Below are 23,548 nucleotides of genomic sequence, written 5' to 3' on the forward strand. Positions count from 1 at the left end.
GTGCGATCGAGACCAAGCATCCCGGGGGCGTGTTGCGCGGATATTCCGCGAGGTGACCGGACCGTCACGTTGTTCTCACTTCGGCACGAAGGCCGTGTGAGAACTCAGGAAAACCCCGATCAGGGCTGTGAGCTGCGGTTATACGAGCAAACGTACCAGTTCGACGACCCGCTGCAACCCGGGCAGTGCGCCGGCGGTCGAGCGCGGGTGCAGGGCGTGGACGGCCAGACGGAACATCGTCGCCCGTAGCATCATCTGCGGCCACTCCGGCTGATCGGACCACCGCTGGACGAGTTCGGTGTCGGCGCCGCCCCAGGCGAGGGCGTCGACCACCGCCACCGCGGCCGCCCACGGGGCGGGCCGCCAGTACGGGACGATGTCGGTGATGCCCGGTGCCGCAGCACCAGCGAAGAGCACGGTGCCGAACAGATCGCCGTGCACGACCTGAGACGGCAGGTCGACCGGCTTGCGTAGCTTCGCCAGGGTTCTCAGCATCTCGACGCTCTGCACGCCGTCGGGTGCGGTCGGCTCGGCCATGCCCGCGGCACGTGCCGAGCGCAGCGGGACCTCTTCCCACGCGGCCCGGTCGGCGGCGGTGAAGACGTCGACGTCGGTGTGTGGCGGCGCCGGGGGCTGCAGCAGGAAACGCGGGCGTTCGAGGGACGCGGTCGCCTCGTGTAGACGGTCGGCGACGAGGACTACCTCGTCGTGGCGCGGTTCGGGTGTCCCGGCGATGTAGGTGTCGGCACGCCATCCCGAGACGACGTAGCGGCCGTCGGTGGCACGGAACGGGCGTGCGATCCGCATGCCCTCGACGTACAGCGTCTCGCGGACTGCGGCCGACCAGGCGGCGCGTGCGTGGTCGGGAACCAGCGACAGCACGACCTCACCGACGCGCCAGCCACCGATCCATGATTCGCCCATGGCGACGGGCGGATGGGAGGTGAGCCCGAACGTGTTCAGCACGTGTTCGGGCGGCTCGACGGTATTCACCAGGTCAGATTACCGAGCGCTGGTGACCGATTCGAGAAGGCACGCGGTGGGAGCACCCGAGAACGGATGCCCCCACCGCGGTGAGGATGACGCTCAGTAGACCGGCAGTGTCTTGTCGACCTGATTGGCCCAGGCGGTCACCCCACCCTGCAGGTGCGTGGCGTCGGCGAACCCGGCACGCTTGAGCGCGGCGAGGGCCTCGGCGGAGCGGATGCCGGTCTTGCAGTAGAGGACCGTCGGGCGATCCTGCGGCACCTTCGCGAGGCCTTCACCGGACAGGATCTCGCCCTTCGGGATGAGGGTCGCACCCTCGATCCGCACGATGTCCCACTCGACCGGCTCGCGCACGTCGATGATCGCGAGCTTCTCCCCCGCGTCGATCTTCTGCTTGAGTTCGACGGCGGTGAGCGTCGAGCCGGCCGCGGCGTCGGAGGCCTCGTTGGACACCACACCGCAGAAGTCGTCGTAGTCGATGAGGCCGGCGATGCGCTCACCCTCCGGGTCCTTGCGAATCTTGATGGTCCGGTAGGTCATGTCGAGGGCGTCGTAGACCATGAGGCGGCCGAGCAGCGGTTCACCGATACCGCAGATGAGCTTGATGGCCTCGGTGCCCATGATCGATCCGATCGAGGCACACAGGATGCCGAGAACACCGCCCTCGGCGCACGACGGCACCATCCCGGGCGGCGGGGCCTGCGGATAGAGGTCGCGGTAGTTGATGCCGCGGCCGTCGGGGGCGTCTTCCCAGAACACCGACGCCTGCCCCTCGAAGCGGTAGATCGATCCCCAGACGTACGGCTTGTGCGCGAGCACCGCGGCGTCGTTGACCAGATAACGGGTCGCGAAATTGTCGGTCCCGTCGAGGATGAGGTCGTACTGCGAGAACAACTCGATCGCGCCCTCGGGCTCGAGTCGCTGATCGTGGATGTTCACGGTGACGTACGGATTGATCTCGAGGATCGAGTCCCGCGCGCTCTCGGCCTTCGGGCGTCCGATGTCGGACTGGCCGTGGATGACCTGGCGCTGCAGGTTGGACTCGTCGACGATGTCGAACTCGACGATCCCGATGGTGCCGATACCGGCCGCGGCGAGGTACAGCAGCGTCGGCGAGCCGAGCCCGCCGGCACCGATGACGAGCACCTTCGCGTTCTTCAGGCGCTTCTGCCCGTCCATCCCCACATCCGGGATGATCAGATGGCGGCTGTAACGGGCCACCTCTTCATTGCTCAGTTCGGCTGCCGGCTCCACGAGGGGTGGCAGCGACCCGGTGAGCGACCCTTGCGACGACACGAACGCCTCCAGTAATCGGCGAGTACACGGACTCTTGGCACAACCATCGGAGCCGCCCGCTCATTCCCGGGGTCAGCGCTTGGGGAACGGCCAGGGATTCGGGCGGCAGACGAACGTGCGGTTGGCCTTCATGTCCGGGTCGAGGGCCATGATCTCGGAGTTCGCGGTGCCGAAGGACTGCTGCATCATCACCGGCGCGAGCGCCCCGTTCTCGCGGCACGGCTCGTGCGATGCGTAGCCGAGTCCGTGCCCGACCTCGTGATTGACGAGGTACTGGCGGTAGGCGATGTCGTCACCCTGGTAGGACAGCGCGCCGCGCACCCAGCGGGCCTCGTTGAGGGTCACGCGCTCCTGCGGCGGGTAGTAACAGGAGGTCTCCAGCTTGATCTGGTATCCGCACAGTTCGCGGGTCGTGCCGGTGGAGACCAGGGTGATGCGCAGATCCGGCTCGCCGCGGTCGATGCGCCGGAAGCTCACGCGCCCGTCGCCGATCCAGCTGCGTGGGTTGGCCAGCGTCATGTCGACCATCTTCGCGAAGGTCGGGTCGCCGCCGTAGTCCTGCGGATTCAGGCCGTTCTCCACCTCGACGGTGTAGGTGTACTCCTGGCCGCCGGTGCCGACCTTCGGACCCGCACCGCGCAGCACCCGGAAGGTCTGCTTGCCCTGCGTGGTGAACGGGCCGCCCTGCGGCAGGGTGCCCGCGGGCAGCGCCGCGGCCTGGATGTCGCCGGTCGGCGCACCGATCGGGCGTGTCTCGGTGCTGATGTCGGTGTTGCGGGCGGCCGAGTCGGGATTGACCGCGGCGGTCGGCGCCAGATCGGAACCCCGTCCGTCCTGGATGGTCACCACGATGAGAACGATCGTGAGAATCGTCAGAACCGGGATGGCGTAGGCGCGCCAGCCGTACGTCGAGACGAACCGGCCGAGAGCCGACTGCTTCTTGTATTCGGGCTGCGCATCGCGGTCGACGCGGGGACGGCCGTTGTCATCGGTCGGGTCCCAGCGCGCCCGAAGCGGCTGGTCCGGCTTGGGACGCCCCGACGATCTCGGGCCGACATCCTTGGTGCGCACCGGTCCCTCGTCGAGGCCGGTGCCGCCATCCTCTGTGCGGCTCACGGAACAACTTTCTCACAGCGGACCGCAGATACTGCGCAGGAAGGTCTCCCGAGTACGATCTTCGCCATGTCGACCGCAACCAACGCGTCCTCGGTACCCGGACGCAGTACGCGCCTGCCGCGCAGCGCACGGCGCATGCAGTTGCTCGATGCGGCCAGTGAGATCTTCGTCGAACGCGGCTACCACGCCGCGGGGATGGACGAGATCGCCGTGCACGCGGGAGTGAGCAAACCCGTCCTGTATCAGCACTTCCCGTCGAAGCTGGACCTCTACATCGCGGTCGTCGACTCGCATGCCGAGAAGCTGGTCAGCGACGTCAACACCGCCCTGCGCACCACGACCGACAACCGGAAGCGTGTCCGAGCCGCGGTCGAGGCCTTCTTCGACTTCATCGACCAGGACAACTCGGGCTACCGGCTGATCTTCTCCTCCGACGCCTCCGACCCCGCGGTCATCCGTCGCGTCGAGGGTGCGACCGAGGCCTGCGTCGACGCGGTGTACGGCCTGGTCATGCACGACTCCGGCCTCGATCCGTACCGCTCGCGCATGCTCGCCTCCGGGCTCGTCGGTGCCAGCCAGGTCAACGCGCGCTACTGGCTCGAGGCCAAGCGTCCCGTGGACAAGCAGACGGCCGTCGACACCACCGTCGCACTGCTGTGGGGCGGTCTGTCCCACTTCCCGCGCCAGGCCGCACCGCAGACCGACGCTGAGTCGCCTGCGGAGACCGACTCCGGTCCGGCCTGAGACCCCGACGACGAGTCCCGGACATACGACAAGGGTCCGGCGCGCCCGTAGCGAGTGATCGCGAGATGCGTGCCGGACCCTTGTCGTTGGTCTGTGTCCCGCCTCAGGAACCGAATCCGACGCGACGGTTCTCCGACGCCCCGACCTCGGCGTAGGCGATCTTGGTGACCGGGATCAGGTAACGGGCGCCCTTCTCGTCCACCAGCGCCAGCAGCGGCTGCTTGCCGCCGAGTGCCGCCTCGACCTCGGCGTAGGCCTCGTCACTGGTCAGCGACGTCGCGACGGTCAGCTCACGCGGGCTGTCGGTGATGCCGATCTTCACTTCCACGGCCATGTGCCGCCCTCCTCCGGTGTCAACAACGCTTGCCGCACAAGGCTAGTCCAGCGGTCACCGGACCGGACAGCCGCTCCGCTGACAGCGAAAAGCGGCGGGAACGAACAGGTGGTCAGTCGAGCCCGAGATCGGCCATGCGCTCGGCGTGTTTGGCCGCGACCGCATCGAAGAAGTGAGCCACCCCGGACAGCGAGGACGCCCCGGAGAACAACAGGTCGGTGACCTCCTCCTCGGCGGCGAGCACCCACTGCGCGTGGGTGATGGCCTCACCCAGCAGACGGCGACCCCACAGGACCAGCGCCGACTTGATCGACGGATCGGCCTCGACGGCCGCCCGGACCTGCTCGCGGGCGAACGCCGAGTTGGCGGTCTCTGCCATCACCTCGGCCATCACGGTGCGCGAGTCGGGCGGGAGCATGTCGGACAGTTCGACGTAGAAGTCGGACGCCAGACCATCACCGACGTAGGCCTTGACCAGCGCCTCGTACCAGGTCTTCGGAGTGGTGGCGCGGTGGTACTGATCGAAGACCGACCGGTAGCGTTCGACGGCCTCGGCGGCGGTGAGCCCCGTCATCGTCTCGACTCGCTCGGCGAGGCGGTCGAAGTGGCCGACCTCGGAGGCGGCCATCCGCGCGATCGCGATCTTGCTGGGCACGTCGGGAGCCATCGCCGACTCCTCGATGAGGCGATGGAAGGCGGCGAACTCGCCGGCCAGCAGCACCGCGAACAGCTTCCCGACCACGCGGTCCTGGGTCTCGATCGCAGCTACCGGGATGATGTCGGAGGGTTCGGAAACAGGCGCCATGAGGTGATGGTAGCGGCCTCTCAGGAAGCACCAAGTACACTCGACCTCGGTGCACCCCGACGGGACCCCCGGCGCCTGCCCGCTGAGCTGCGTGATCATCGCGTGCTCGCCGGCGCGAGCGTGTGGATGCGGCCGATTGGATCTTTCGACGACCCCTCGCGACCTTCGCGGAATCGAGACAGCGAGTTCCTCGCGGATCGAAGAGTTCGTCGCACGACGCCCGGCCGAATCCCCGGTACCACCACGACATTTGCGCGCGCACTTTCGAGCTTTTTCCTCGTGCGCGCAGGAATCACACGCGCGCAAGAGAACTGGCCAGAAAGGCAACAACCGCACATGAGCGATTCGGCCGTGCAGACGACCATCGTCGACGAAACCCACACCGCCCCCACCTTCGCCGAACTCGGCGTGGACGAGCGTATCGTCTCGGCACTCACCGAGGACGGCAAGACCCAGACGTTCGCCATCCAGGAACTGACCCTCCCCCTCGCCATGGGCGGAGACGACCTCATCGGTCAGGCCCGTACCGGCATGGGCAAGACCTACGGCTTCGGCATCCCGCTGCTCCATCGCCTCGCCAACGCCGAGGCCTCGGGTGTCCGCCCACTCGACAACACCCCCCGGGCGCTGATCATCGTGCCCACGCGCGAACTCTGCGTGCAGGTGACCAGCGACCTCGAGATCGCCGCCAAGAACACCGACGTCACCCTCGCCGACGGCACCAACCGCATGCTGAAGATCACCTCGATCTACGGTGGCCGCCCCTACGAGGCGCAGATCGCCGAGCTGCAGTCGGGCGTCGACGTCGTCGTCGGCACCCCGGGCCGCCTGCTCGATCTCGCCCAACAGGGCCACCTCGTGCTCGGCAAGGTCTCGATCCTCGTCCTCGACGAGGCCGACGAGATGCTCGACCTCGGCTTCCTCTCGGACATCGAGCGCATCATGGCCGCGCTGCCGACCCCGCGCCAGACGATGCTGTTCTCGGCGACCATGCCGGGCCCGATCGTCACCCTGGCCCGCACCTTCCTGCACCGGCCCACTCACATCCGGGCCGAGAACGCCAACGACTCGGCGGTGCACGACCGCACCAAGCAGTACGCCTACCGTGCGCACGCTCTCGACAAGGCCGAGCTCGTGGCCCGCATCCTGCAGGCCGAGGGACGCGGCGCGACGATGATCTTCACCCGCACCAAGCGCACCGCGCAGAAGGTCGCCGACGACCTCGCCGAGCGCGGGTTCAAGGTCGGCGCCGTGCACGGCGACCTCGGTCAGGTGGCTCGCGAGAAGGCCCTCGGTCGGTTCCGCGACGGCACCATCGACGTCCTCGTCGCCACCGACGTTGCCGCCCGCGGCATCGACATCGACGACGTCACCCACGTCATCAACTACCAGTGCCCCGAGGACGACAAGACCTACGTGCACCGCATCGGACGCACCGGTCGTGCGGGCCGTACCGGCATCGCCGTGACCCTCGTCGACTGGGACGAGCTGCACCGCTGGGAGCTCATCGACAAGGCCCTCGGGCTCGGCATCCCCGAGCCGGTCGAGACCTACTCGACGTCGGAGAACCTGCGCGAGGATCTGTCGATCCCCGAGTCGGCCACCGGCCGCATCGTGGCTGCCAAGCCCGCCCGCGACCCGAACGAGACCCGCGAGACGCGTGAGGACCGGGAACCGCGCAAGCGGTCGACCCGCACCCGTCGTCGTACCCGCGGCGGCCAGGGTTCCGAGGGCGGCGACTCCGCCAAGTCCGAGAACACCGCGGAGTCCACCGCCGAGGCCGAGAGCGGCGAGTCGGCGAGCAGCGGCACCAAGGCCTCCGGTGAGGACAACGGCGACGGCACCTCGAAGCCGCGTCGTCGTCGCCGTCGTCGCGGTGGCGCCAACCGCAAGCCCGCGGGCGAGGGCTCGGGCGCCGGCGACGCGACCCCGGTCTCCGCACAGTCCGCAGCCGAGTAACCCACCACGAGTCCACGCGTGGCACGCGTCAAACCGGAGCGGCGTCGGCCGATCGATCTCGCGGTCACCGCGACCATCATCGTGCTCGTCGCCGTCGCCGGGCTCATCGCCTGGTTGGTGAGCCCGGTCCGCGGGACGACCAGCATCCAGGCGCAGTCCGCCCCGCCGCAGGTCGAACAGCCCGCGGCGGTTCCGGACGCCTTCGCGCCGCGCTGGCAGGCCTCCTCCGATGCCACCGTCGCCCCGGCGATCGCCGATTCGGTGGTCGTGACCGGCGACGGCGGCACCGTCATCGGCCACGACCCGGCGTCCGGGGCCGAACTGTGGTCCTACCGCCGAGACCTCGACCTCTGCGTCGTCGACACCGCCTGGACCGCCAGCAGCGACCTCGCGCTCGCCGTCTATCGCAATTCCCGGGGCTGCTCGGAGGTCACCGCGCTCGACGCGAAGACCGGTGCCCGCAAGGGCTCCCGGACCAGTGACGCCGACGACGAGCTACGCCTCGTCAGCGACTACGGGTACGTGGTCGCACAGGGCTCCGGGCGATTGGAGACGTGGGGTTCGAATCTGGTCCGCGGCGTCGAGTACGGCCGCGTGGAGGCGCCCGTGCGCCCCGAGGACGAGGCGAAGCGCAAGGCCTGCGTGATCTATTCCTCGGCCATCACCGGCGATCGCATGTCCGTCGTCGAACGGTGTGCCGACGACCCAGGCTACCGGCTGACCGTGCTGGGCGCCCTGCTCGACGACGACGAACGAGTCGAGCAGTACGGTTCGACGCTGATCACCGGTGACGTCAGCGGACCTCCGCCGGTGGTGATCGCGATGTCGTCGACGGGTATCGCCGTCTACGACGGTGGTGCGAGTCCGGCCGAACCGCCGGCGCTCGGTGGCGACAGCGGACCATCGATCCGCCGCTTCGATTCCGAGGGCGTGGCCACCGGTTCGAACACCGTCGCCGGGGATGCCACTCCGCCGACGGGCAGCGTCCCGCTCGAGGGCAACGGCATCGTCACGTACTGGACCGGCAAGGCCACCGTGGTGCTGGATGCGCAGAGTCTCAAGCCGATCTACCAGGTGCCGGCGACGCTGGGCCCCGGTCAGGTGATGGCGGGGCAGCTACTGCTGCCGAGTGCGTCGGGGATCAGCGTGCGCGACGTCGCCGGCGGTCGTGAGATCCGTTCGATCCCACTCGACCGCAGCAGCGCACCGGGCGGCGTGGTGAGCCTGCGGGTCATCGGCGACACGGTCGTCGAACAGCGCGGTACGACGGTCGAGGCCTTCGGGCCGGCCTGACCTCGTCCGTTCTACGCCTCAGAAGTCGACGGTCCGCACGTCCTCCCCCGCATCCCAGTGCTTCCACAGGTTCTCCGCGAGTTCGCGATATGCGGTGGCGCCCTTGTTCTTTCGCCCACGCATGACCGACGTTCCGGAGGCGGAGGCCTCCGCGAACCGGACCGTGCGCGGGATCGGCGGGCTCAGCACCGGCAGGTCGTAGCGATCGGCGACGTCGGAGAGGACGTCCCGGCTGTGTGTGGTCCGGGCGTCGAACAGCGTCGCCACCGCTCCCAGCATCTTGAGGTTCGGATTGGTGATCTGCTGGACCTCGCGGACCGTACGCAGCAGCTGTCCCACGCCGCGATGGGCGAGCGTCTCGCACTGTAGGGGGACGATCACCTCGTCGGCGGCGGTGAGGCCGTTCAGGGTGAGCACGCCCAGCGACGGCGGGCAGTCGACGATGATGACGTCGAAGTCCTGCCCGACCTCGGCGAGTGCCCGCTTGAGCGCGTACTCACGTCCCGGGCGCATCAGCAGCAGCGCCTCGGCGCCGGCCAGGTCGATGGTGGCGGGCAGCAGCGTCACCTTGTCCTCGGTGTCGAGGAGCACGTCGGCGATCTCCTCGTCGCCGAGGAGCACATCGTGCACCGACGACTCCAGCTGGTCGGGGTCATGCCCGAGGGAGAACGTGAGACAGCCCTGCGGGTCGAGATCGACGACCAGCACCGACACGTCGAGGTCGGCGAGAGCGGCTCCGAGGGACTCGACCGTGGTGGTCTTGGCGACCCCACCCTTCTGATTGGCAATCGCGAGGATGCGCGTCATGCGCCCCACTGTACGGGCGACCGCCCGGACGTCGACGTATTGGAGTCAGGGTTGTGGTAACAACTGGATCAACTGGTCGGAATGCCCGATTCCGCGCCTCGCGCCCGGTTCAGTGGTCGGGTTCGAGGTCCCCGGCGAGCCACCGGACGGAGGCCGGGCTGAACAGCATCACCAGCACGGCGAGCGCCGCCAGGGCGAGCGGCACGCTGAACACCGGCCAACCGCTGGTGTACAGGTAGTACGCGACCGGGAGCAGCAGGATCTGGGCGACCATCGCGATCGAGCGACCCCAGCGCCGCCCGGCCAGGAGGGCGAGCCCGCCGACGAGGACACCGCCGCCGATGATGCCGAACCAGCCCGCGGTGCCGTAACCGCTGATGGCCGTCTCCTCGTGTCCGGCGAGACCGCGGATCACCAGGATCACCGCCACCGTGACACCGATCAGGCCCTCCACGGTGGTCACCGCTCCGGCCACCTTGATCTGGGTGGGCGTCACCGACGGATCGACGTCGATCTCGAGTCGGTCCTGCTCCGGGCGGTCCTTCTCCGTACTCACGCGTCCAGGGTATTCGGCGCCGGCGGGAGGTGGCTGCGCACCCCACGGCGGCCTTCCACGACCTCGCCGATGCAGGGCGGATTGCACGGTTGCGCCACCTACCCCATATCCTCGGGTGTCGTGCGCGTCATGCTCATCGTCAACCCCTTCGCCACCGCGACCAGTCCGGCCGGGCGCGATGCTCTCGTGCACACACTGAGCGCTCACTTCGACCTCGACGTCGAGCTCACAACCCACCGCGGGCATGCGTTCGAACTCGCCGCCCGCGCGGCCGCCGAGGACTTCGACACGGTCGTCGTCCACGGCGGCGACGGCTCGGTGAACGAGGCCACCAACGGCCTCCTCGATCCACCGGGTACGAGCGACCCCTCTCGGCGCCGGCCGAGCCTGGCCGTGATCCCGGGCGGCAGCGCGAACGTCTTCGCCCGGACCCTCGGCATCGACCCCGACCCGCTGCTCGCGACCCAGCAGATCATCTCGCTGCTCGACGCCGGGGAGAGCCGTCGAATCGGTCTCGGCCACACTGACGATCGCTGGTTCCTGTTCAACACCGGCATGGGCATGGACGCCGTCGTGGTGCATGCGATGGAAGACAAGCGTCATGCGGGCAAGGCCGCCACTCCCGCGCGGTATCTGTGGACCACCGTCAGCAGCTTCCTCAAGCAGGCCGGCAGCTCGGCGACGTTCGACGTCGAGATCCCCGGCCGCGACCGGATCGTCGGCGCCCGTTTCGGTTTCGTCTCCAACACCAGTCCGTGGACCTATCTCGGGCCGCGCGAGATCCGCACCAATCCGACCACCGGCTTCGACACCGGACTCGGTGTGTTCGTGGCGACGTCGACCGGCGTCCTGCGCAACCTCCCTCTCGCCACGCGACTGCTGGCACAGGCAGCTCCCAAGGCGCACCACCTTTTCCGCGACGACGACGTCGACGAGATCCGGTTCATCGCCGAGGCCCCGATCGATGTACAGATGGACGGTGACTACATCGGCGCGTTCCGCGACATACGTTTTCGTCATCGTCGTGACGCCCTGACCGTCATCGCACCCGCCCCCACCGCATAGGGCAGCGCGGCGATCGCGAACAACGCCGCAGGCCCGAGATGTACCGATCCCGCCGCCCATCCGGCGAAGGCGAGGATCGCGACCACCTCCTCCCCCACGCCCGCGATCGACGTGACCGTTGCCCGCGACGCGGAGTCCAGCCGGTCCTGCAACGCGGCGTCGGCGACGACCAGCGCCCACCCGAAGACCCCGAAGGCCACGGCCACGCCGACGACGCCCGCCGGGTGAGCCCACAGGGCCGCGGCGATCAGCGCCGATGCGCCGAGCCCCACCGCGGGGCCGACCATCACGGTGTCCCGGACGCGCCGTGCCGCAAGGGAACCGCAGATGTCGCCGGCGGCGACCACGATCATGAGCAGTGCGACGGCCTCCGGGGTCGCGGCACCCGACGTCGGGCCGCCCAGGAAGGATTCGACCAGCAACGGCAGGTACTCGTCGAGCGCTGCCACCCAGGTCAGGGCGATGACCAGGACCAGTAGCCGACGTGCGATCGGACGGTCACGCAGATGGCGCAGGGCGCCGCGGAGGACCGCGAGCCAACCGTCGGGTGCGTCGAGTTCAGCGGTGTCGGCACCCGGACTCGAATCCTGTCCGGGGCCGCCTGCCCCGGGGCGACCCGATTCCGGCAACCCGGCGGAAACCAACGCGCAGAGCACGCAGGCCGTGACACTCGCAACGCCCGCTGCCGTGTACCCACCCCACGCGAGGAGCGGCACCGCCAGGGCCGTGCCGCCGATCACCCCGATCGCGGCCGCGGCCCGCATCGCACCCGAAAGCCGTGCGTACTCGTGTGACCGGCCGAGGATCGCCAGTTCGTCGTAGACGAGCGCCTGGCTCGTACCCGAACGCAGCGAACCGCCGATCGCCCACAGCATGAAGCCCGCGGCGAAAGACGGGAAGGAGGGAGTGAAGGTCCAGAGCGCGAAACCGGCGCCCGTGACCAGAGGCCCCGCCACCAGCAGGCGGCGTCGCGAGAACCGGTCGGCGAGGACCCCGGTCGGCACTTCGACGATCACCGTCGACAGCGACCACAGGATGAACAACGCACTGATCTCGGCAGGCGACAAACCGGCCCCGGGGACCGTGGGGTCGGCGAACAGAATCGCGTAAACCGGGTAGAGCGGGATCAGATCCTCGAGCAGGGCGGCACCTACGGCGCAGCCCGCCAGACGCCGCTCAGAACCCCGGCCGCGAGCGCCGGATCGGAGTGGTGTGGATCAACATCGTCGACGCATGTGAGCAAGAATACGTGAGCCGGCTCCACGTCACGCGGGATTTCCCGAGAGCGTGAGGGTCGTACCTGCGGAAACTCATCGACAGCCCCTGAGAGGGCGCGTAGGCTACTACACGGACGGCGAACCTGCTGTCCATACCCCCCATGGGGTCGGCTTTGGCTGAAGTGGTAGGCGCGGGACGTGATGTTGCCCACGTGTTAACCAAGAACCATTGACTTCGGCTGGATTCGTGAAAGTATTCACAAGCAACAACGCGGAAACATTTGGTGCGCCCGCGTGAACTGAGAGTTACCAGCCAAACAATCAGCAAGCAATCAACTAATCGAGTGGTGCGCGGAAACGCGCCTGAAGGAGTAGTGGAATGGACTGGCGTCACAAGGCCATCTGTCGCGACGAGGATCCGGAGCTGTTCTTCCCCGTGGGAACCAGCGGTCCGGCCATCGCGCAGGTCGCCGACGCGAAGCTCGTCTGTGCGCGGTGCCCGGTCACCGCTGACTGCCTCTCGTGGGCCCTCGAGTCGGGCCAGGATGCAGGCGTCTGGGGCGGCATGAGCGAGGACGAGCGTCGCGCACTGAAGCGTCGTACCGCACGTACCCGCACCCGGAGCAGCGTCTAGGCCCATCCGAGCCGGCGTTCGCCCGCATTCGAAGAAACCCGGCCACGGCCGGGTTTTTTCGTGTCCGGCAACAGCTTTCACACCCGGATGACCGCGCCGCGTCAGGAACGCAGCGGAATGTGCACGCCGACTTCGGTTCCCGCCCCTTCAGGGTTCGGCCGGACGTCGAGTTCACCGCCGAGTTCGATGGACACCAGTGTCTTCACGATCTGGAGTCCGAGGTGGTCGGAGGCCGCCGGGTCGAAGTTCTCGGGCAGTCCTGAGCCGTTGTCGCGCACGGCGATACGAAGGTTGCGCACGTCACGTTCGGCGATCACCGCGATCTCGGCGTCGGATCGGGGCGAACCGTCGAAACCGTGCTCGATCGCGTTCTGGATCAGTTCGGTGAGCACCATCACCAAGGGCATCGCCAGCTCGGCGGTGAGGACGCCGAGCCGGTCACGGTGACGCACCGTCACCCGTGACTCGTTGGACGCCACATCGACCAGGATCGGCACGAGACGGTCGACGACCTCGTCGAGATCGACCTCCTCGTCGACGCTGCCGGACAGCAGTTCGTGGACCAGGGCGATCGACGCCACCCGGCGCACGGCCTCGTTCAGCGCCTCCCGCGCGTCGGTGTTGGACGTGCGGCGGGCCTGCAGGCGCAGCAGCGCCGAGACCGACTGCAGATTGTTCTTCACCCGGTGGTGGATCTCCCGGATTGTCGCATCCTTGCTGATCAGCGCGCGGTCGCGTCGTTTGACCTCGGTGACGTCACGGATGAGCACCACACTCCCCGACTCCTCCCCCTTCGGGCGGAGCGGCACCGCCCGGATGAGGACCGTCGCGCGCCGGGCGTCGGCCTCCACCCGCATGCCGATGTCGCGGTACGGGCCGGTGGGCACCTCGGCCACCCCGGCCGCGATGTCGAGCATCATCGCTACGTCGTCGGCCTCGAACGGCTCGGTGACGAGTTGTTTGACCACATCGGAGAGCCGCGTGTGGTTGAGCTCCGCCGTCCAGCCCATGCGATGGAACGCCGACAGCGCGTTGGGGCTCGTGTAGGTCACCGTGCCGGTCCGGTCGAGCCGGATGAAACCGTCGCCGGCGCGAGGGGTCGACAATCCCCGCGGATTGCCCTCCTCGTGCGGGAACGTGCCGTCGGCGACCATCTGGCACAGATCGTCGGCCGAGTCCTGATATGCGAGCTCCAGGGGCGAAGGCAGTCGCGGATGGGTGAGGTCGACGGCGCGCGTCAGTACGCCGATCACCTCACCCTCGAAGCCGACCGGGACCGCTTCCTGCCGCATCGCGGTGGCCCCGAACCACGTCGGGTCCTCGTCGCGGAGGACCTTGTCGGAGTCGAACGCGCGGACCACCTGCGGATGCACGGAGGTGTCGATGACCCGGCCCACCTCGTCCGTGGGAAAGACGGTCGACGCGGTGTTGGGTCGGCACTGCGCGACGGTGACCACGTCCCCGTCGTCGGTGCGCACCGACAGGAGGAAGTCCGCGAAGGAGAGGTCGGCGAGCAGCTGCCACTCGGCGACCAGACGCTGCAGGTGTGCCGCGGCCGCGTCGGAGAGCGTGGTGTGCTCGGCGAGCAGGTCGGCAAGGGTCGACATGGGGTGCGGCGCGGGTTATTCGAAGGTGGCGATGACGTCGCCGGCCTGGATGACGTCGCCCACCTTCACCTTCAGGTCGGCGATGGTGCCCGGTTCCTCGGCGAGAACGGGAATCTCCATCTTCATCGACTCCAGCAGCACGAGGGTGTCGCCGACCTCGATCTGCTGTCCGGGGGCGATCAGGACCTCGAGGACACTCGCGACGATCTCTGCCACCACGTCTTCAGCCATGCACATAAGTTAGCCCACGAGGTGACCGGCGACGACGGGTCGGGGCCGGGTCGGGACCGATCGCGACCGGTCGGTGGCCGGCCGGGTTTTGGCACGTGGGAGAATGCCTGAGACACTGTGATGTCCCCATCCGCCGGCAAAAGGAGATGCGTCATGGGAAAGCGCGGACGCAAGAAGCGCGCTCGTAAGAAGAACGCTGCCAACCACGGCAAGCGTCCGAACGCCTGATCTTCGCCTCACGGCGGGGTTCGGCGAACGAGCACCAAGAAAAACGCCCGGGTACGGCCACCATGGCCACCCGGGCTTTTTCATGTCGTCACCCCCGGATCAGCCGGGGGTGACGGGGGTTTCAGCGGTCGGTCTCGGCGACCTCTTGGACGATGACCGTCTTGCGGATCTCCACCCGCAGACGATCACGCAGGCCCTGCGGTGCCTGGTCGCCGCCGCACTTGCGGTTGACCAGCGCCTTCAGCTGCCGCTCGATGCCGTAGTGGGCAAGGCACGACGGGCAGGTGTCGAGGTGACCCTGGAGTCGCTTGCGGGCGTTCTCGTCGCACTCGTTGTCCAGCAGCAGCCAGACATCGGCGATGACCGCCGAGCAGTCGAGCTGGGTGAGTTCCGGATCGATGTCGCTCATCGCGCCACCTCCGCACCCTTGGCCGTGGCGGATCGGTGGAAACCACGCTCCCGGGCGACGTCGGCGAGCAACTCACGCAGCTGACGGCGTCCTCGGTGGAGTCGGGACATGACGGTGCCGATGGGGGTGTCCATGATCTCGGCGATCTCCTTGTACGGCAGGCCTTCCACGTCGGCGTAGTACACGGCCATCCGGAAATCCTCCGGAAGCTCCTGCAGCGCGGCCTTGATCTCGTCGTCCGGAAGGGCGTCGAGGGCCTCGATCTCCGCCGAGCGCAGCCCCTGGGAGGTGTGCTCGGCAGTCGACGCGAGCTGCCAGTCGGTGATCTCGTCGGTCGGGTACTGCGCCGGTTGGCGCTGTTTCTTGCGGTAGCCGTTGATGTAGGTGTTGGTCAGGATCCGGTAGAGCCAGGCCTTGAGGTTGGTGCCCTCCCGGAACGACGCGAAAGCCGTGAACGCCTTGATGTAGGTCTCCTGGACCAGGTCCTCGGCATCGGCGGGATTGCGGGTCATCCGCAGCGCGGCACCGTACATCTGGTCGAGCAACGGCAAGGCGTCGCGCTCGAACCGTTCGGTGAGCTCTTCGGGGGACTCGCTCGGATCGGCGCGCCGCGGCGCACCCTTCTCGGCGGACACATCCGCAGCGGAACCGGTCGCGGTGGACCCCGGACCGGCTGCTTCGGTGTCGGCTGACTCGGCTTCGGCCACTACGATCCCTTCGATGAGAGGCGTCACTGGGACGTTGCCGGTCAAGCTTACCGACCCCGGCCCGGACAGGAGGTGCGTCGCCTCCACGAGTACCGGTGGCTCGAGTACCGCCGCTGTGCTCATCTCGGTTCTACCTCCTCGCATGCGCTCCCGATCTTTCTGTCGCAACCAGTCACAACAGGGTGGGACGGGCAGTTTGTTCCCGCGGCGTCGCATACGCTCACCACGTCACATCCGGCCCAGTCCCACCGGGAGGCACCCGACCATGGCGGCAACACCTGCGATCGCTGCCCTCGAACGCGCGAAGATCGCCCACACCGTGCACCGCTACGACCACGACCCGCGATCGGAGGCCTACGGGGCCGAGGCGGTCGAGGCCCTCGCCGACGCGCTCGGGGTGGTCGGCGAGCAGGTCTTCAAGACGCTGGTCGTCGAACTGTCCGGTGGCAGCCGCCCCGGCCTGGCGGTCGCCGTGGTCCCGGTCCCCCGCAAACTGTCGGTGAAGGCGGCCGCCGCCGCACTCGGCGCGTCGAAGGCGCAGATGGCCGAGGCCAAGGCCGTCACCCGCAGCACCGGTTACGTCCTCGGCGGCGTCTCCCCCGTCGGGCAGCGGACCGCCCTGCCGACCGTCGTCGACTCCTCGGCACTCGGGTTCGACCGGATCCTCTGCAGTGCGGGCAAGCGCGGTCTCGAGATCGCCCTGGCACCGGCCGATCTCGTCGCCGTGACGAAGGCCGTGGTCGCCGACATCGCCGTGTGAGGTCCCCTCTGTCGCAGGCGAATGGCAGCATGGTGAACATGTGCGGACGCTATGCGGTGACCACCGATCCGGCGAAGCTGGCGGCGGAGATCGACGCGGTCAACGAGGTACCGGAGCCGGCGAAGGAACCTGCCGACCCCGATGCCCTCGACCTCGACACCCCCGCACCTCGCGCCCTCGGCCCGAACTACAACGTCGCGCCCACGACCACCGTGATGACCGTGGTGAAGCGACATGCGCCGGAGGACCCGACCGACGATCCGCTCCTGCGCATCCGCGCCATGCGCTGGGGGCTCGTACCGCCGTGGACCAAGGAGATCGGCAAGGGACCGCTGCTGTTCAACGCACGCGCCGAGAGCGCCGCGGAGAAGAGTTCGTTCCGTGCGTCGGTGAAGTCCAGGCGCTGCCTGGTGCCGATGGACGGCTGGTACGAGTGGAAGAAGGGTCCGCCCGACAGCAAGGGCAAGCCCACCAAGATCCCGTTCTACATGTCCCCGCAGGACGGCACCCGGCTGTTCATGGCCGGACTGTGGTCGGTGTGGCACGACAAGAACTCCGACGCCGCCCCACCGCTGTTGAGCTGCTCGATCCTCACCACCGATGCGGTCGGCAAACTACGCGACATCCACGACCGGATGCCGCTGATCATGCCGTACGACAACTGGGAGGCCTGGCTCGATCCGGACCACCGGGCGCCGGACGACCTGTTCGCGCCGCCCGCCGAACCGCTCGCCGAGGCGATCGACATCCGCGAGGTCGCCCCGCTGGTCAACCGCGTCGCCAACAACGGGCCGGAGCTGCTCAACCCCCTCTGAGTCAGAGGTCGGCGACGAGGACCGCAGCCCCGTCGAAGCGTCCCGCGGCCAGGTCGTCGAGGGCACGATCGGCCTGCGACATCGTGTACTCGTGCGTGGTCGCCCGAACCCCGTGCTGGGCGGCCAGCGTCAGGAACTCCGCACCGTCGGCACGGGTGTTGGCGGTGACCGAGCGGATCTCCTTCTCGTAGAACAGTTCCCGCTCGTAGTTGAGCGGCGGCACGTCGGTGAGGTGGATGCCGGCGATCGACAGGACGCCGCCGCGGTCGAGCGCGCGCATCGCCACCGGGACCAGCTCACCGACCGGGGCGAAGGTGATCGCGGCGTCGAGCAGTACCGGCGGCACGTCGGTGGCATCGCCGACCGACGCCGCACCGAGATCGGCGGCCAGGCGCCGGGACTGTTCTCCACGGGTGAGAACGTGTACCTCGATCCCGAGGGCGATCGCCAGCTGCGCACACAGGTGAGCACTACCGCCGAAACCGTAGAGTCCCAGCCTCTTCGGACGGCCGGGCCCTGTCCCGGGGTCGTCGAGGAGGCCGGTACGCCGGAGCGCGCGATAGCCGATGATGCCGGCGCACAACAGCGGCGCGATCGAGACGTCGTCGATCCCGGCCGGCAGCGGGTAGGCGAAGGCCGCGGGCACGGTGACCAGCTCGGCATAACCGCCGTCGACGTCCCATCCGGTGTACACCGATGCCGCACACAGGTTCTCGGCACCGCGGAGACAGCGATCGCAGGTCCCGTCGGTGCGGTGCAGCCAGGCGACGCCGACGCGGTCTCCGAGGGAGAAGCCGTCGGCACCCGGACCGAGTTCGACGACCTCCCCGACCACCTCGTGCCCGGGCGTCACATCGGCATGGCGAATTGGCAGATCGCCCTCGGCGACGTGGAGGTCCGTCCGGCACACACCGCAGGCACGGACCCGGACGAGCAACTCGCCGTCCGCCGGCCGCGGTTCCGGTTTGTCGACGAGCCGCAGTGGTCGGGTGTCGATCGGCCCCGGCTCGCTCACCGCCCAAGCGCGCATACCTCAGGCTAAACCCGCCCGCGCGGTGCAGCGTGGTCTTGCACATGACCGGTCTCACACCGGTCGGGCTACACCTTCCCGACACTGTGTCGATATCGTTGCCGACATGGTGTCGGTAAACATGCGAGGGCAGTGACACGTTCCTTGCCCTTCGAGAACTCTCTTTCGCACGCGGACGATTCGCCCTGATGGGGTCGGTGGTCGCGCTCATCGCCATCCTGATGGTGCTGCTGAGCGGCTTGTCGGTCGGTCTGGTCAACGACGGTGTCTCCGGTTTGAAGAAGCTGCCGGTGACCTCCTTCGCCTTCCAGAAGGACATCGCGACCGACTCCGCCTTCTCCCGCTCTCTGGTGCCGACGTCGGCGGTCGGGAAATGGGCCGAGCAGCCGGGCGTCGAGGACGCCGCACCGTTCGGCAACACCCTGATCAACGGCCGCACCAACACCGGCGTGGACATCGACCTCGCCCTCTTCGGCGTCGAACCGGGCAGCTTCGTCAGCCCCACCGCCTCCGAGGGCAAGTCGCTGTCGACCGCCCCCGGTGAGATCGTCATCAGCCAGACCGCCGCCGATGACGGACTGTCGATCGGTGACACGGTCACCGTCGAGCCGCTCGGCACCCAGCTGCGTGTCGTCGGAATCCTCGACGGCCAGAGCACCTTCGGACACGTCGACGTGGCGTTCGTGCCGCTGAAGACGTGGCAGGAGATCCGCGCCGGAGCTCGTCCCGGCGAGCCGGTGCCGCCGCGCGTCTATGACGACATCACCGCCGTCGCTGTGAAGGCCGACAAGTCCGTGGACCTGGCCGCCGGCGATGCCGCCGCGGACACCACCTCGCTGACTCTCGACGACCGCGCTCGCACTCAACGACGTCAGTCTCGTCCACGGCGACGGGGAAGACGTGGTCACCGCACTCGACGCGGTGAACCTCGAAGTCGCCGCCGGCGAGTTCGTCGCCGTCGTCGGCCCGTCCGGATCGGGCAAGTCCAGCCTGCTCGCGGTCGCGGGCGGCCTCATCACCCCGACGTCGGGGAAGGTCACCGTCGGCGACGCCGAACTGGGAACCGCGTCCAAGCGCGACCTGACCCGGATCCGTCGCGAACACATCGGGTTCGTGTTCCAGAGCGGCAACCTGCTCGACGCGCTGACCGTCGAGGACCAGCTGCGTCTGCCACTGACCTTCGGTCGCGTCGCCGAGTCCCGCTCACCGGCCGAACTGCTCGCCCGGGTCGGGATGTCGCACAAGGCGAAGCGCCGTCCGCATCAGCTGTCGGGCGGTGAACGTCAGCGCGTCGGTATCGCGCGGGCGCTGATGACGGCTCCTGACGCCCTCCTGATCGACGAGCCCACCGCGGCCCTCGACCGTCGGCGCAGTCACGAGGTCGTCGAGCTGCTCGCGCGCGAGACGCACGAGCACGGCGTCGCGACCGTGATGGTGACCCATGACCAGGACGTTCTCATACACTGTGACAAGGTGTACGAGATGATCGACGGACAACTGAACCCGGGCTCCCCGGCGTCCAGCTGAGCTGAGGAGGTGGGCGTTTGCCACGCATCCAGGCGCCCACCGTCGCCGAACACCGGCGACAGCAGGAGCAGGCGATCCTGGCCGCCGCGAAGGCGATTCTCGCCGAGACCGGTCAGGTCCCGACCCTCGCCGCAGTCGGCAAGCGCGTCGGGCTGGCCCGCTCCAGCGTCTACCAGTACTACTCGTCGAGCGAAGAGCTCCTGGCCGCGGTGGTGGCCGACCTGTTCCCCAGTTGGGTCCGGTTCGTCCGGGATCGGGTCACGGCACAAACCGAACCCGGGCAACAGATCTGGGGTTACATCGGCGCGAATGTCGAACTGTTCGTCGGTTCCGAGCAGGACGTGGCCAACGCGCTGACCCGAGTGGTCGACCCGAGTGTGTTGCAGGAGCCGATGCAGCGGTTCCATCGGGAACTCCAGGAACCGCTCGTCGAAGCCCTCGTCGCGCACGGCGAACCGCGGCCACTCGAGATCGCCCAGCTCATCGACTCGATGATCGTCCAGGCGTGTCGGTCCCTCGGAGGCGAGCACTCCGAAGCCTCGACGCAGCCACCCACGGAGGCGAACGCACAGGAGATCACCGCGATGATCCGCCGCCTGATCGGCGGCTACCTCGGGCTCGCCGACGCCTGACGCCGGCGAGTACGACCCGTCTCAGCGGAAGGCGTAGTCGCTCAACGGGAACGAATCCATCTCCCGAAGGGTCCGCAGCGTCGAGGCGGGACGCAGGAGGGTCGCCTCCCCGTGCTGGTTGAAGTAGTAACTCCGCGAGCTCACACAGTTGCCGTTGTAGAAGACCGACGACTGCAGACGGTCGGTCACCTCGTCGAGGAAGGCGTCGTTGGCGGTCTCGGTGACCTCGAAGGTGTCCTGCCCGCGACGTCGGAGTTCACCGAAGAGCCGGGTGATGTGCTTCATCTGCCCTTCGATCGTGGTGAAGTACGACAGACCGCTGTAGGAGTACGGGCTGTTGAGCGAGATGAAGTTGGGGAACTTCGGCACGGTGACACCCTCGTAGGCCTGAAACCTGCCCTCGCGCCAGAACTTCCCGAGGTTGCGTCCCTCCCGCCCGACGATGTCGAACGCCGGGAAGTTCACGTCCCACAGGTTGAATCCCGTTGCCAGCACGAGGGTGTCGATCTCGGTCTTCGTTCCGTCGCCGGCCAGGATCCCGTCGGCCTCCAGACGGGCGATGCCGCTGGTCTGCAAGGTCACGTTCGGCTTGGTGAAGCTGGCGAAATACGTGTTGGAGAAGGTCGGTCGCTTGCAACCGAAGTCGTAGTCGGGCGTCAGCTTTCGACGCAGTTCCGGGTCGGGGACCTGGGACCGCAGGTGCGCCTTGGCCAGCCGGGCTGCGAGCTTGTTGCCGGGCTTGAGCTGCTTGTAGTGCAGCACGCCGGAGACCATCAGCAGCTCCAGCAGCGAGGTGTTGACCAGGCGGGCCGCCCGCTGCGTCAACGGGATCCGCCGGAACAGCTGCTGCACCGCCGACGGGATCGCGAAGTCGATCTTGGGGACGACCCAGATCGGTGTCCGCTGGAAGACGGTGAGCGCATCGGCACGCTCGGCCACCTCCGGGATCAGCTGGACCGCCGTCGCCCCGGTGCCGATGACCGCGACCTTCTTGCCGGTGAAATCGAAGCCGTCCTCCCACGCCGCGGTGTGCAGGATCTTCCCCTGGAAGTTCTTGATCCCCGGGAAGTCCGGGACATGGGGCTGGGAGAGGAAGCCGGTCGCGGTGACCAGATAGCGGGCGGTGCGCTGCGTTCCGTCACCGGTCCGTACGCGCCACAACCGCGCGGCGTCGTCCCATTCGGCGGAGTCGACAGTCGTGCCGAACTCCATGTGCCGCTTGAGGTCGTACTTGTCTGCGACGTGGTGGGCGTAGCGCTTGAGCTCGGGCCCGGGCGCGAACAGTCGCGACCAGTTCGGGTTGGGCTCGAAGGAGTACGAGTACGTGACCGAGGCGATGTCGACGGCGAGACCGGGATAGTGGTTGACATGCCAGGTCCCGCCGAGATCGTCCTCGCGCTCGAGGATCGCGATGTCGTCGATGCCGAGGCGTTTGAAGGCGATGGCGGCACCCATTCCGCCGAATCCGGCGCCGACGATCAGCACCTCATGAGCAGGCGCGGCGTGTGCAGGTTGCATGAGAGACCCCAATAACTGTAACCGACAGTTACTGTAATCTAACACACACCGCGACCGTGTGTATCTCCCCTGGTCAGGCGATCGCGGTGCCGTCCCAGAGCACATCGAAGAACTGTGTCGCCATCAGTTCCTCGCTCTTGTTGCGATTCAGCCCGAGCTCCTTGCGGTAGGCCAGGATGTGCTGCAGCGACAGCGCCGAGTACAGCAGTGGCAGGTGGTCGTGCGGCTGGTCGTAGACACCGCTCGCACCCTTGGCCGCGGCGAGATTCCGGCGAAGATGAGACGGGTGCTTGAGCGCGTCGCGCAGCACCGCCGCCTTGATCATCTTCCTGCGTCCAGCCGGGACGACGACGAGGTCGCCCGGGTCGAACAGGGCGGTGTCGAACTCCTCGGACGTCGCCACGGTGCAACCGGCGGTCGGTCGCGGATTGCACTCGACCATGTGGTGGACCCCGTCGTCGGTGACGAGGTAGTCGAAGCTGATCTGCCCGTGCCAGTTGAGTTCCCGCGCGATGGTCTGGGCTGCGGCGAGGGATTCCGGCGAGTCGACGGACTGGAAGACGATGCCGCCGCGATCGTCGATCGCGAGGGGGTGCTCGTAGCAGGAGTGCAGGACGATCTCGCCGTGGTGGGCGACGCTCCAGCTGCACCGGTCGACACCCGCGAGGTATTCCTGGACGAGCCACGGGTCGTCGGGCGTCGGCGTGATGTCATCGATCGAGGACTCCCCGGCCAGCGGCCCGGTGTTGGTGAGGATGTCGAGCCCGCCGCGCCCGAAGGCGGCCCGGGCGAACCAGTGCGGCCACCGTTGGGTGGCCTCGCGCAGCTCCTCACGGCTCGTGGTCGTCACCGACTCCGCGGCCGGGAGCCCGAGTTCGCGGCAGAGAGCGGTGAACCCGACCTTGTCGTGGACGCGGGCGAGGGTCTCGAAATCGGGGAAGAACAACTCGACGTCGGGATGCGCCGCGGAGATCCGGTCGCGGTGTTTGGCGAGGTAGAAGACCTCCTCGAACATCGGGAGCAGCCAGGTGATGTCGTGCTCGCCGATCGCCTCGATCACCGCGTCGACGAAGGCGGTGGTCTGTTGGGTGGGTGCGGGGAGCACGAGATGCCGTCGCGCGCCGCGCGAGTGACTCCCCGGCGCCGAGGCGAAGGTGTCCGCGGCGGTGACGTCCCGCCCTGTCTCACCCAGTTTGTGGATCTCGTCGACGGCGAACGGCATCCGGGATGTGGTCACGAGGATGTGCGGTTCAGAGGCCTGCATGGCTGCA

General features: G+C 68.1%; 25 protein-coding genes. 10 read left to right on the forward strand and 15 right to left on the reverse strand.

What is annotated here, in order from left to right:
- Positions 1–138: 138 nt before the first annotated feature.
- The 3 genes from M1L58_RS11745 to M1L58_RS11755 form a co-directional block, all read right to left on the reverse strand.
- Positions 139–993 (reverse strand): TIGR02569 family protein, encoded by an 855-nt coding sequence (locus tag M1L58_RS11745; protein ID WP_006866909.1) that lies wholly within the window; start codon positions 991–993, stop codon positions 139–141.
- Positions 994–1,086: 93 nt separating this feature from the next.
- Positions 1,087–2,283, reverse strand: coding sequence for an adenylyltransferase/sulfurtransferase MoeZ (gene moeZ / locus M1L58_RS11750; protein ID WP_006866910.1), 1,197 nt, complete (start codon positions 2,281–2,283; stop codon positions 1,087–1,089).
- Positions 2,284–2,355: 72 nt separating this feature from the next.
- Complete coding sequence (locus tag M1L58_RS11755) at positions 2,356–3,399, reverse strand: DUF3152 domain-containing protein (protein ID WP_006866911.1); 1,044 nt, start codon at positions 3,397–3,399, stop codon at positions 2,356–2,358.
- 66 nt (positions 3,400–3,465) lie between these two features.
- Between M1L58_RS11755 and M1L58_RS11760 the strand changes: the two genes are divergently transcribed.
- Entirely contained in the window at positions 3,466–4,143 is a 678-nt protein-coding gene (locus tag M1L58_RS11760) for a TetR/AcrR family transcriptional regulator (RefSeq protein WP_006866912.1), read from the forward strand.
- 103 nt (positions 4,144–4,246) lie between these two features.
- On the opposite strand, the gene M1L58_RS11765 is transcribed toward M1L58_RS11760, so the two are convergent.
- Positions 4,247–4,477 carry a DUF3107 domain-containing protein gene (locus M1L58_RS11765; RefSeq protein WP_006866913.1) on the reverse strand — a complete coding sequence of 77 codons (231 nt, stop codon included), beginning with the start codon at positions 4,475–4,477 and terminating at the stop codon, positions 4,247–4,249.
- A gap of 112 nt (positions 4,478–4,589) precedes the next feature.
- Positions 4,590–5,282, reverse strand: a complete 693-nt coding sequence (locus M1L58_RS11770) for a ferritin-like fold-containing protein (protein WP_248659018.1) — start codon at positions 5,280–5,282, stop codon at positions 4,590–4,592.
- Between the two features lie 336 nt (positions 5,283–5,618).
- Here M1L58_RS11770 and M1L58_RS11775 point away from each other — a divergent pair, with 336 nt between their 5' ends.
- Both M1L58_RS11775 and M1L58_RS11780 read left to right on the forward strand, forming a co-directional pair.
- A complete protein-coding gene (locus M1L58_RS11775; protein WP_248659019.1) occupies positions 5,619–7,241 on the forward strand; it encodes a DEAD/DEAH box helicase in 1,623 nt (540 codons plus the stop codon).
- A gap of 18 nt (positions 7,242–7,259) precedes the next feature.
- On the forward strand, positions 7,260–8,534 hold the full coding sequence (locus M1L58_RS11780; protein WP_248659020.1) for an Rv3212 family protein: 1,275 nt from the start codon (positions 7,260–7,262) through the stop codon (positions 8,532–8,534).
- Positions 8,535–8,552: 18 nt separating this feature from the next.
- Here M1L58_RS11780 and M1L58_RS11785 read toward each other — a convergent pair whose 3' ends face one another.
- Together M1L58_RS11785 and M1L58_RS11790 are read right to left on the reverse strand one after the other, a co-directional pair.
- On the reverse strand, positions 8,553–9,341 hold the full coding sequence (locus M1L58_RS11785) for a ParA family protein (protein ID WP_005195209.1): 789 nt from the start codon (positions 9,339–9,341) through the stop codon (positions 8,553–8,555).
- Positions 9,342–9,450: 109 nt separating this feature from the next.
- A complete protein-coding gene (locus M1L58_RS11790) occupies positions 9,451–9,897 on the reverse strand; it encodes a hypothetical protein (protein WP_154882457.1) in 447 nt (148 codons plus the stop codon).
- Positions 9,898–10,026: 129 nt separating this feature from the next.
- On the opposite strand from M1L58_RS11790, the gene M1L58_RS11795 reads away from it, so the two are divergent.
- A complete protein-coding gene (locus tag M1L58_RS11795; protein WP_248659072.1) occupies positions 10,027–10,962 on the forward strand; it encodes a diacylglycerol/lipid kinase family protein in 936 nt (311 codons plus the stop codon).
- Here the strand turns inward: M1L58_RS11795 and M1L58_RS11800 are convergent.
- Complete coding sequence (locus M1L58_RS11800) at positions 10,914–12,065, reverse strand: MFS transporter (RefSeq protein WP_248659073.1); 1,152 nt, start codon at positions 12,063–12,065, stop codon at positions 10,914–10,916. The genes M1L58_RS11795 and M1L58_RS11800 overlap by 49 nt on opposite strands.
- A gap of 493 nt (positions 12,066–12,558) precedes the next feature.
- Between M1L58_RS11800 and M1L58_RS11805 the strand changes: the two genes are divergently transcribed.
- On the forward strand, positions 12,559–12,813 hold the full coding sequence (locus M1L58_RS11805; protein ID WP_004023450.1) for a WhiB family transcriptional regulator: 255 nt from the start codon (positions 12,559–12,561) through the stop codon (positions 12,811–12,813).
- A gap of 101 nt (positions 12,814–12,914) precedes the next feature.
- Here M1L58_RS11805 and M1L58_RS11810 read toward each other — a convergent pair whose 3' ends face one another.
- Positions 12,915–14,420 carry a sensor histidine kinase gene (locus tag M1L58_RS11810; RefSeq protein ID WP_248659021.1) on the reverse strand — a complete coding sequence of 502 codons (1,506 nt, stop codon included), beginning with the start codon at positions 14,418–14,420 and terminating at the stop codon, positions 12,915–12,917.
- Between the two features lie 15 nt (positions 14,421–14,435).
- On the reverse strand, positions 14,436–14,651 hold the full coding sequence (locus M1L58_RS11815; RefSeq protein ID WP_248659022.1) for a biotin/lipoyl-binding carrier protein: 216 nt from the start codon (positions 14,649–14,651) through the stop codon (positions 14,436–14,438).
- Between the two features lie 153 nt (positions 14,652–14,804).
- Here M1L58_RS11815 and M1L58_RS23615 point away from each other — a divergent pair, with 153 nt between their 5' ends.
- Entirely contained in the window at positions 14,805–14,879 is a 75-nt protein-coding gene (locus M1L58_RS23615; protein WP_369758845.1) for a 50S ribosomal protein bL37, read from the forward strand.
- A gap of 121 nt (positions 14,880–15,000) precedes the next feature.
- Here the strand turns inward: M1L58_RS23615 and rsrA are convergent, their stop codons facing one another.
- The gene (rsrA, locus tag M1L58_RS11820; RefSeq protein WP_006866922.1) at positions 15,001–15,288 is read right to left on the reverse strand and encodes a mycothiol system anti-sigma-R factor; all 288 of its coding nucleotides are present in this window, start codon (positions 15,286–15,288) and stop codon (positions 15,001–15,003) included.
- Entirely contained in the window at positions 15,285–15,995 is a 711-nt protein-coding gene (locus M1L58_RS11825; RefSeq protein WP_374112703.1) for a sigma-70 family RNA polymerase sigma factor, read from the reverse strand. The genes rsrA and M1L58_RS11825 overlap by 4 nt, the downstream gene beginning before the upstream one ends.
- A gap of 265 nt (positions 15,996–16,260) precedes the next feature.
- Between M1L58_RS11825 and ybaK the strand changes: the two genes are divergently transcribed.
- Positions 16,261–16,755 (forward strand): Cys-tRNA(Pro) deacylase, encoded by a 495-nt coding sequence (gene ybaK, locus M1L58_RS11830; RefSeq protein WP_006866924.1) that lies wholly within the window; start codon positions 16,261–16,263, stop codon positions 16,753–16,755.
- A 38-nt stretch (positions 16,756–16,793) separates the two neighbouring features.
- Entirely contained in the window at positions 16,794–17,570 is a 777-nt protein-coding gene (locus tag M1L58_RS11835) for an SOS response-associated peptidase (RefSeq protein ID WP_248659023.1), read from the forward strand.
- A 1-nt stretch (position 17,571) separates the two neighbouring features.
- Here the strand turns inward: M1L58_RS11835 and M1L58_RS11840 are convergent, their stop codons facing one another.
- Positions 17,572–18,600: a zinc-binding alcohol dehydrogenase family protein gene (locus tag M1L58_RS11840; protein ID WP_248659024.1), complete on the reverse strand. Its 1,029-nt coding sequence runs from the start codon at positions 18,598–18,600 to the stop codon at positions 17,572–17,574.
- Between the two features lie 900 nt (positions 18,601–19,500).
- On the opposite strand from M1L58_RS11840, the gene M1L58_RS11850 reads away from it, so the two are divergent.
- Together M1L58_RS11850 and M1L58_RS11855 are read left to right on the forward strand one after the other, a co-directional pair.
- Entirely contained in the window at positions 19,501–20,127 is a 627-nt protein-coding gene (locus tag M1L58_RS11850; RefSeq protein ID WP_248659025.1) for an ABC transporter ATP-binding protein, read from the forward strand.
- A gap of 17 nt (positions 20,128–20,144) precedes the next feature.
- Positions 20,145–20,759 carry a TetR family transcriptional regulator gene (locus M1L58_RS11855; RefSeq protein ID WP_248659026.1) on the forward strand — a complete coding sequence of 205 codons (615 nt, stop codon included), beginning with the start codon at positions 20,145–20,147 and terminating at the stop codon, positions 20,757–20,759.
- Positions 20,760–20,780: 21 nt separating this feature from the next.
- Here M1L58_RS11855 and M1L58_RS11860 read toward each other — a convergent pair whose 3' ends face one another.
- Positions 20,781–22,277 (reverse strand): flavin-containing monooxygenase, encoded by a 1,497-nt coding sequence (locus M1L58_RS11860; protein ID WP_248659027.1) that lies wholly within the window; start codon positions 22,275–22,277, stop codon positions 20,781–20,783.
- A gap of 73 nt (positions 22,278–22,350) precedes the next feature.
- Entirely contained in the window at positions 22,351–23,541 is a 1,191-nt protein-coding gene (locus tag M1L58_RS11865; RefSeq protein ID WP_248659028.1) for an ATP-grasp domain-containing protein, read from the reverse strand.
- Between the last annotated feature and the right edge of the window lie 7 nt (positions 23,542–23,548).

This window comes from Gordonia sp. C13, assembly GCF_023218005.1.
Taxonomy (GTDB): Bacteria; Actinomycetota; Actinomycetes; order Mycobacteriales; family Mycobacteriaceae; genus Gordonia; species Gordonia namibiensis.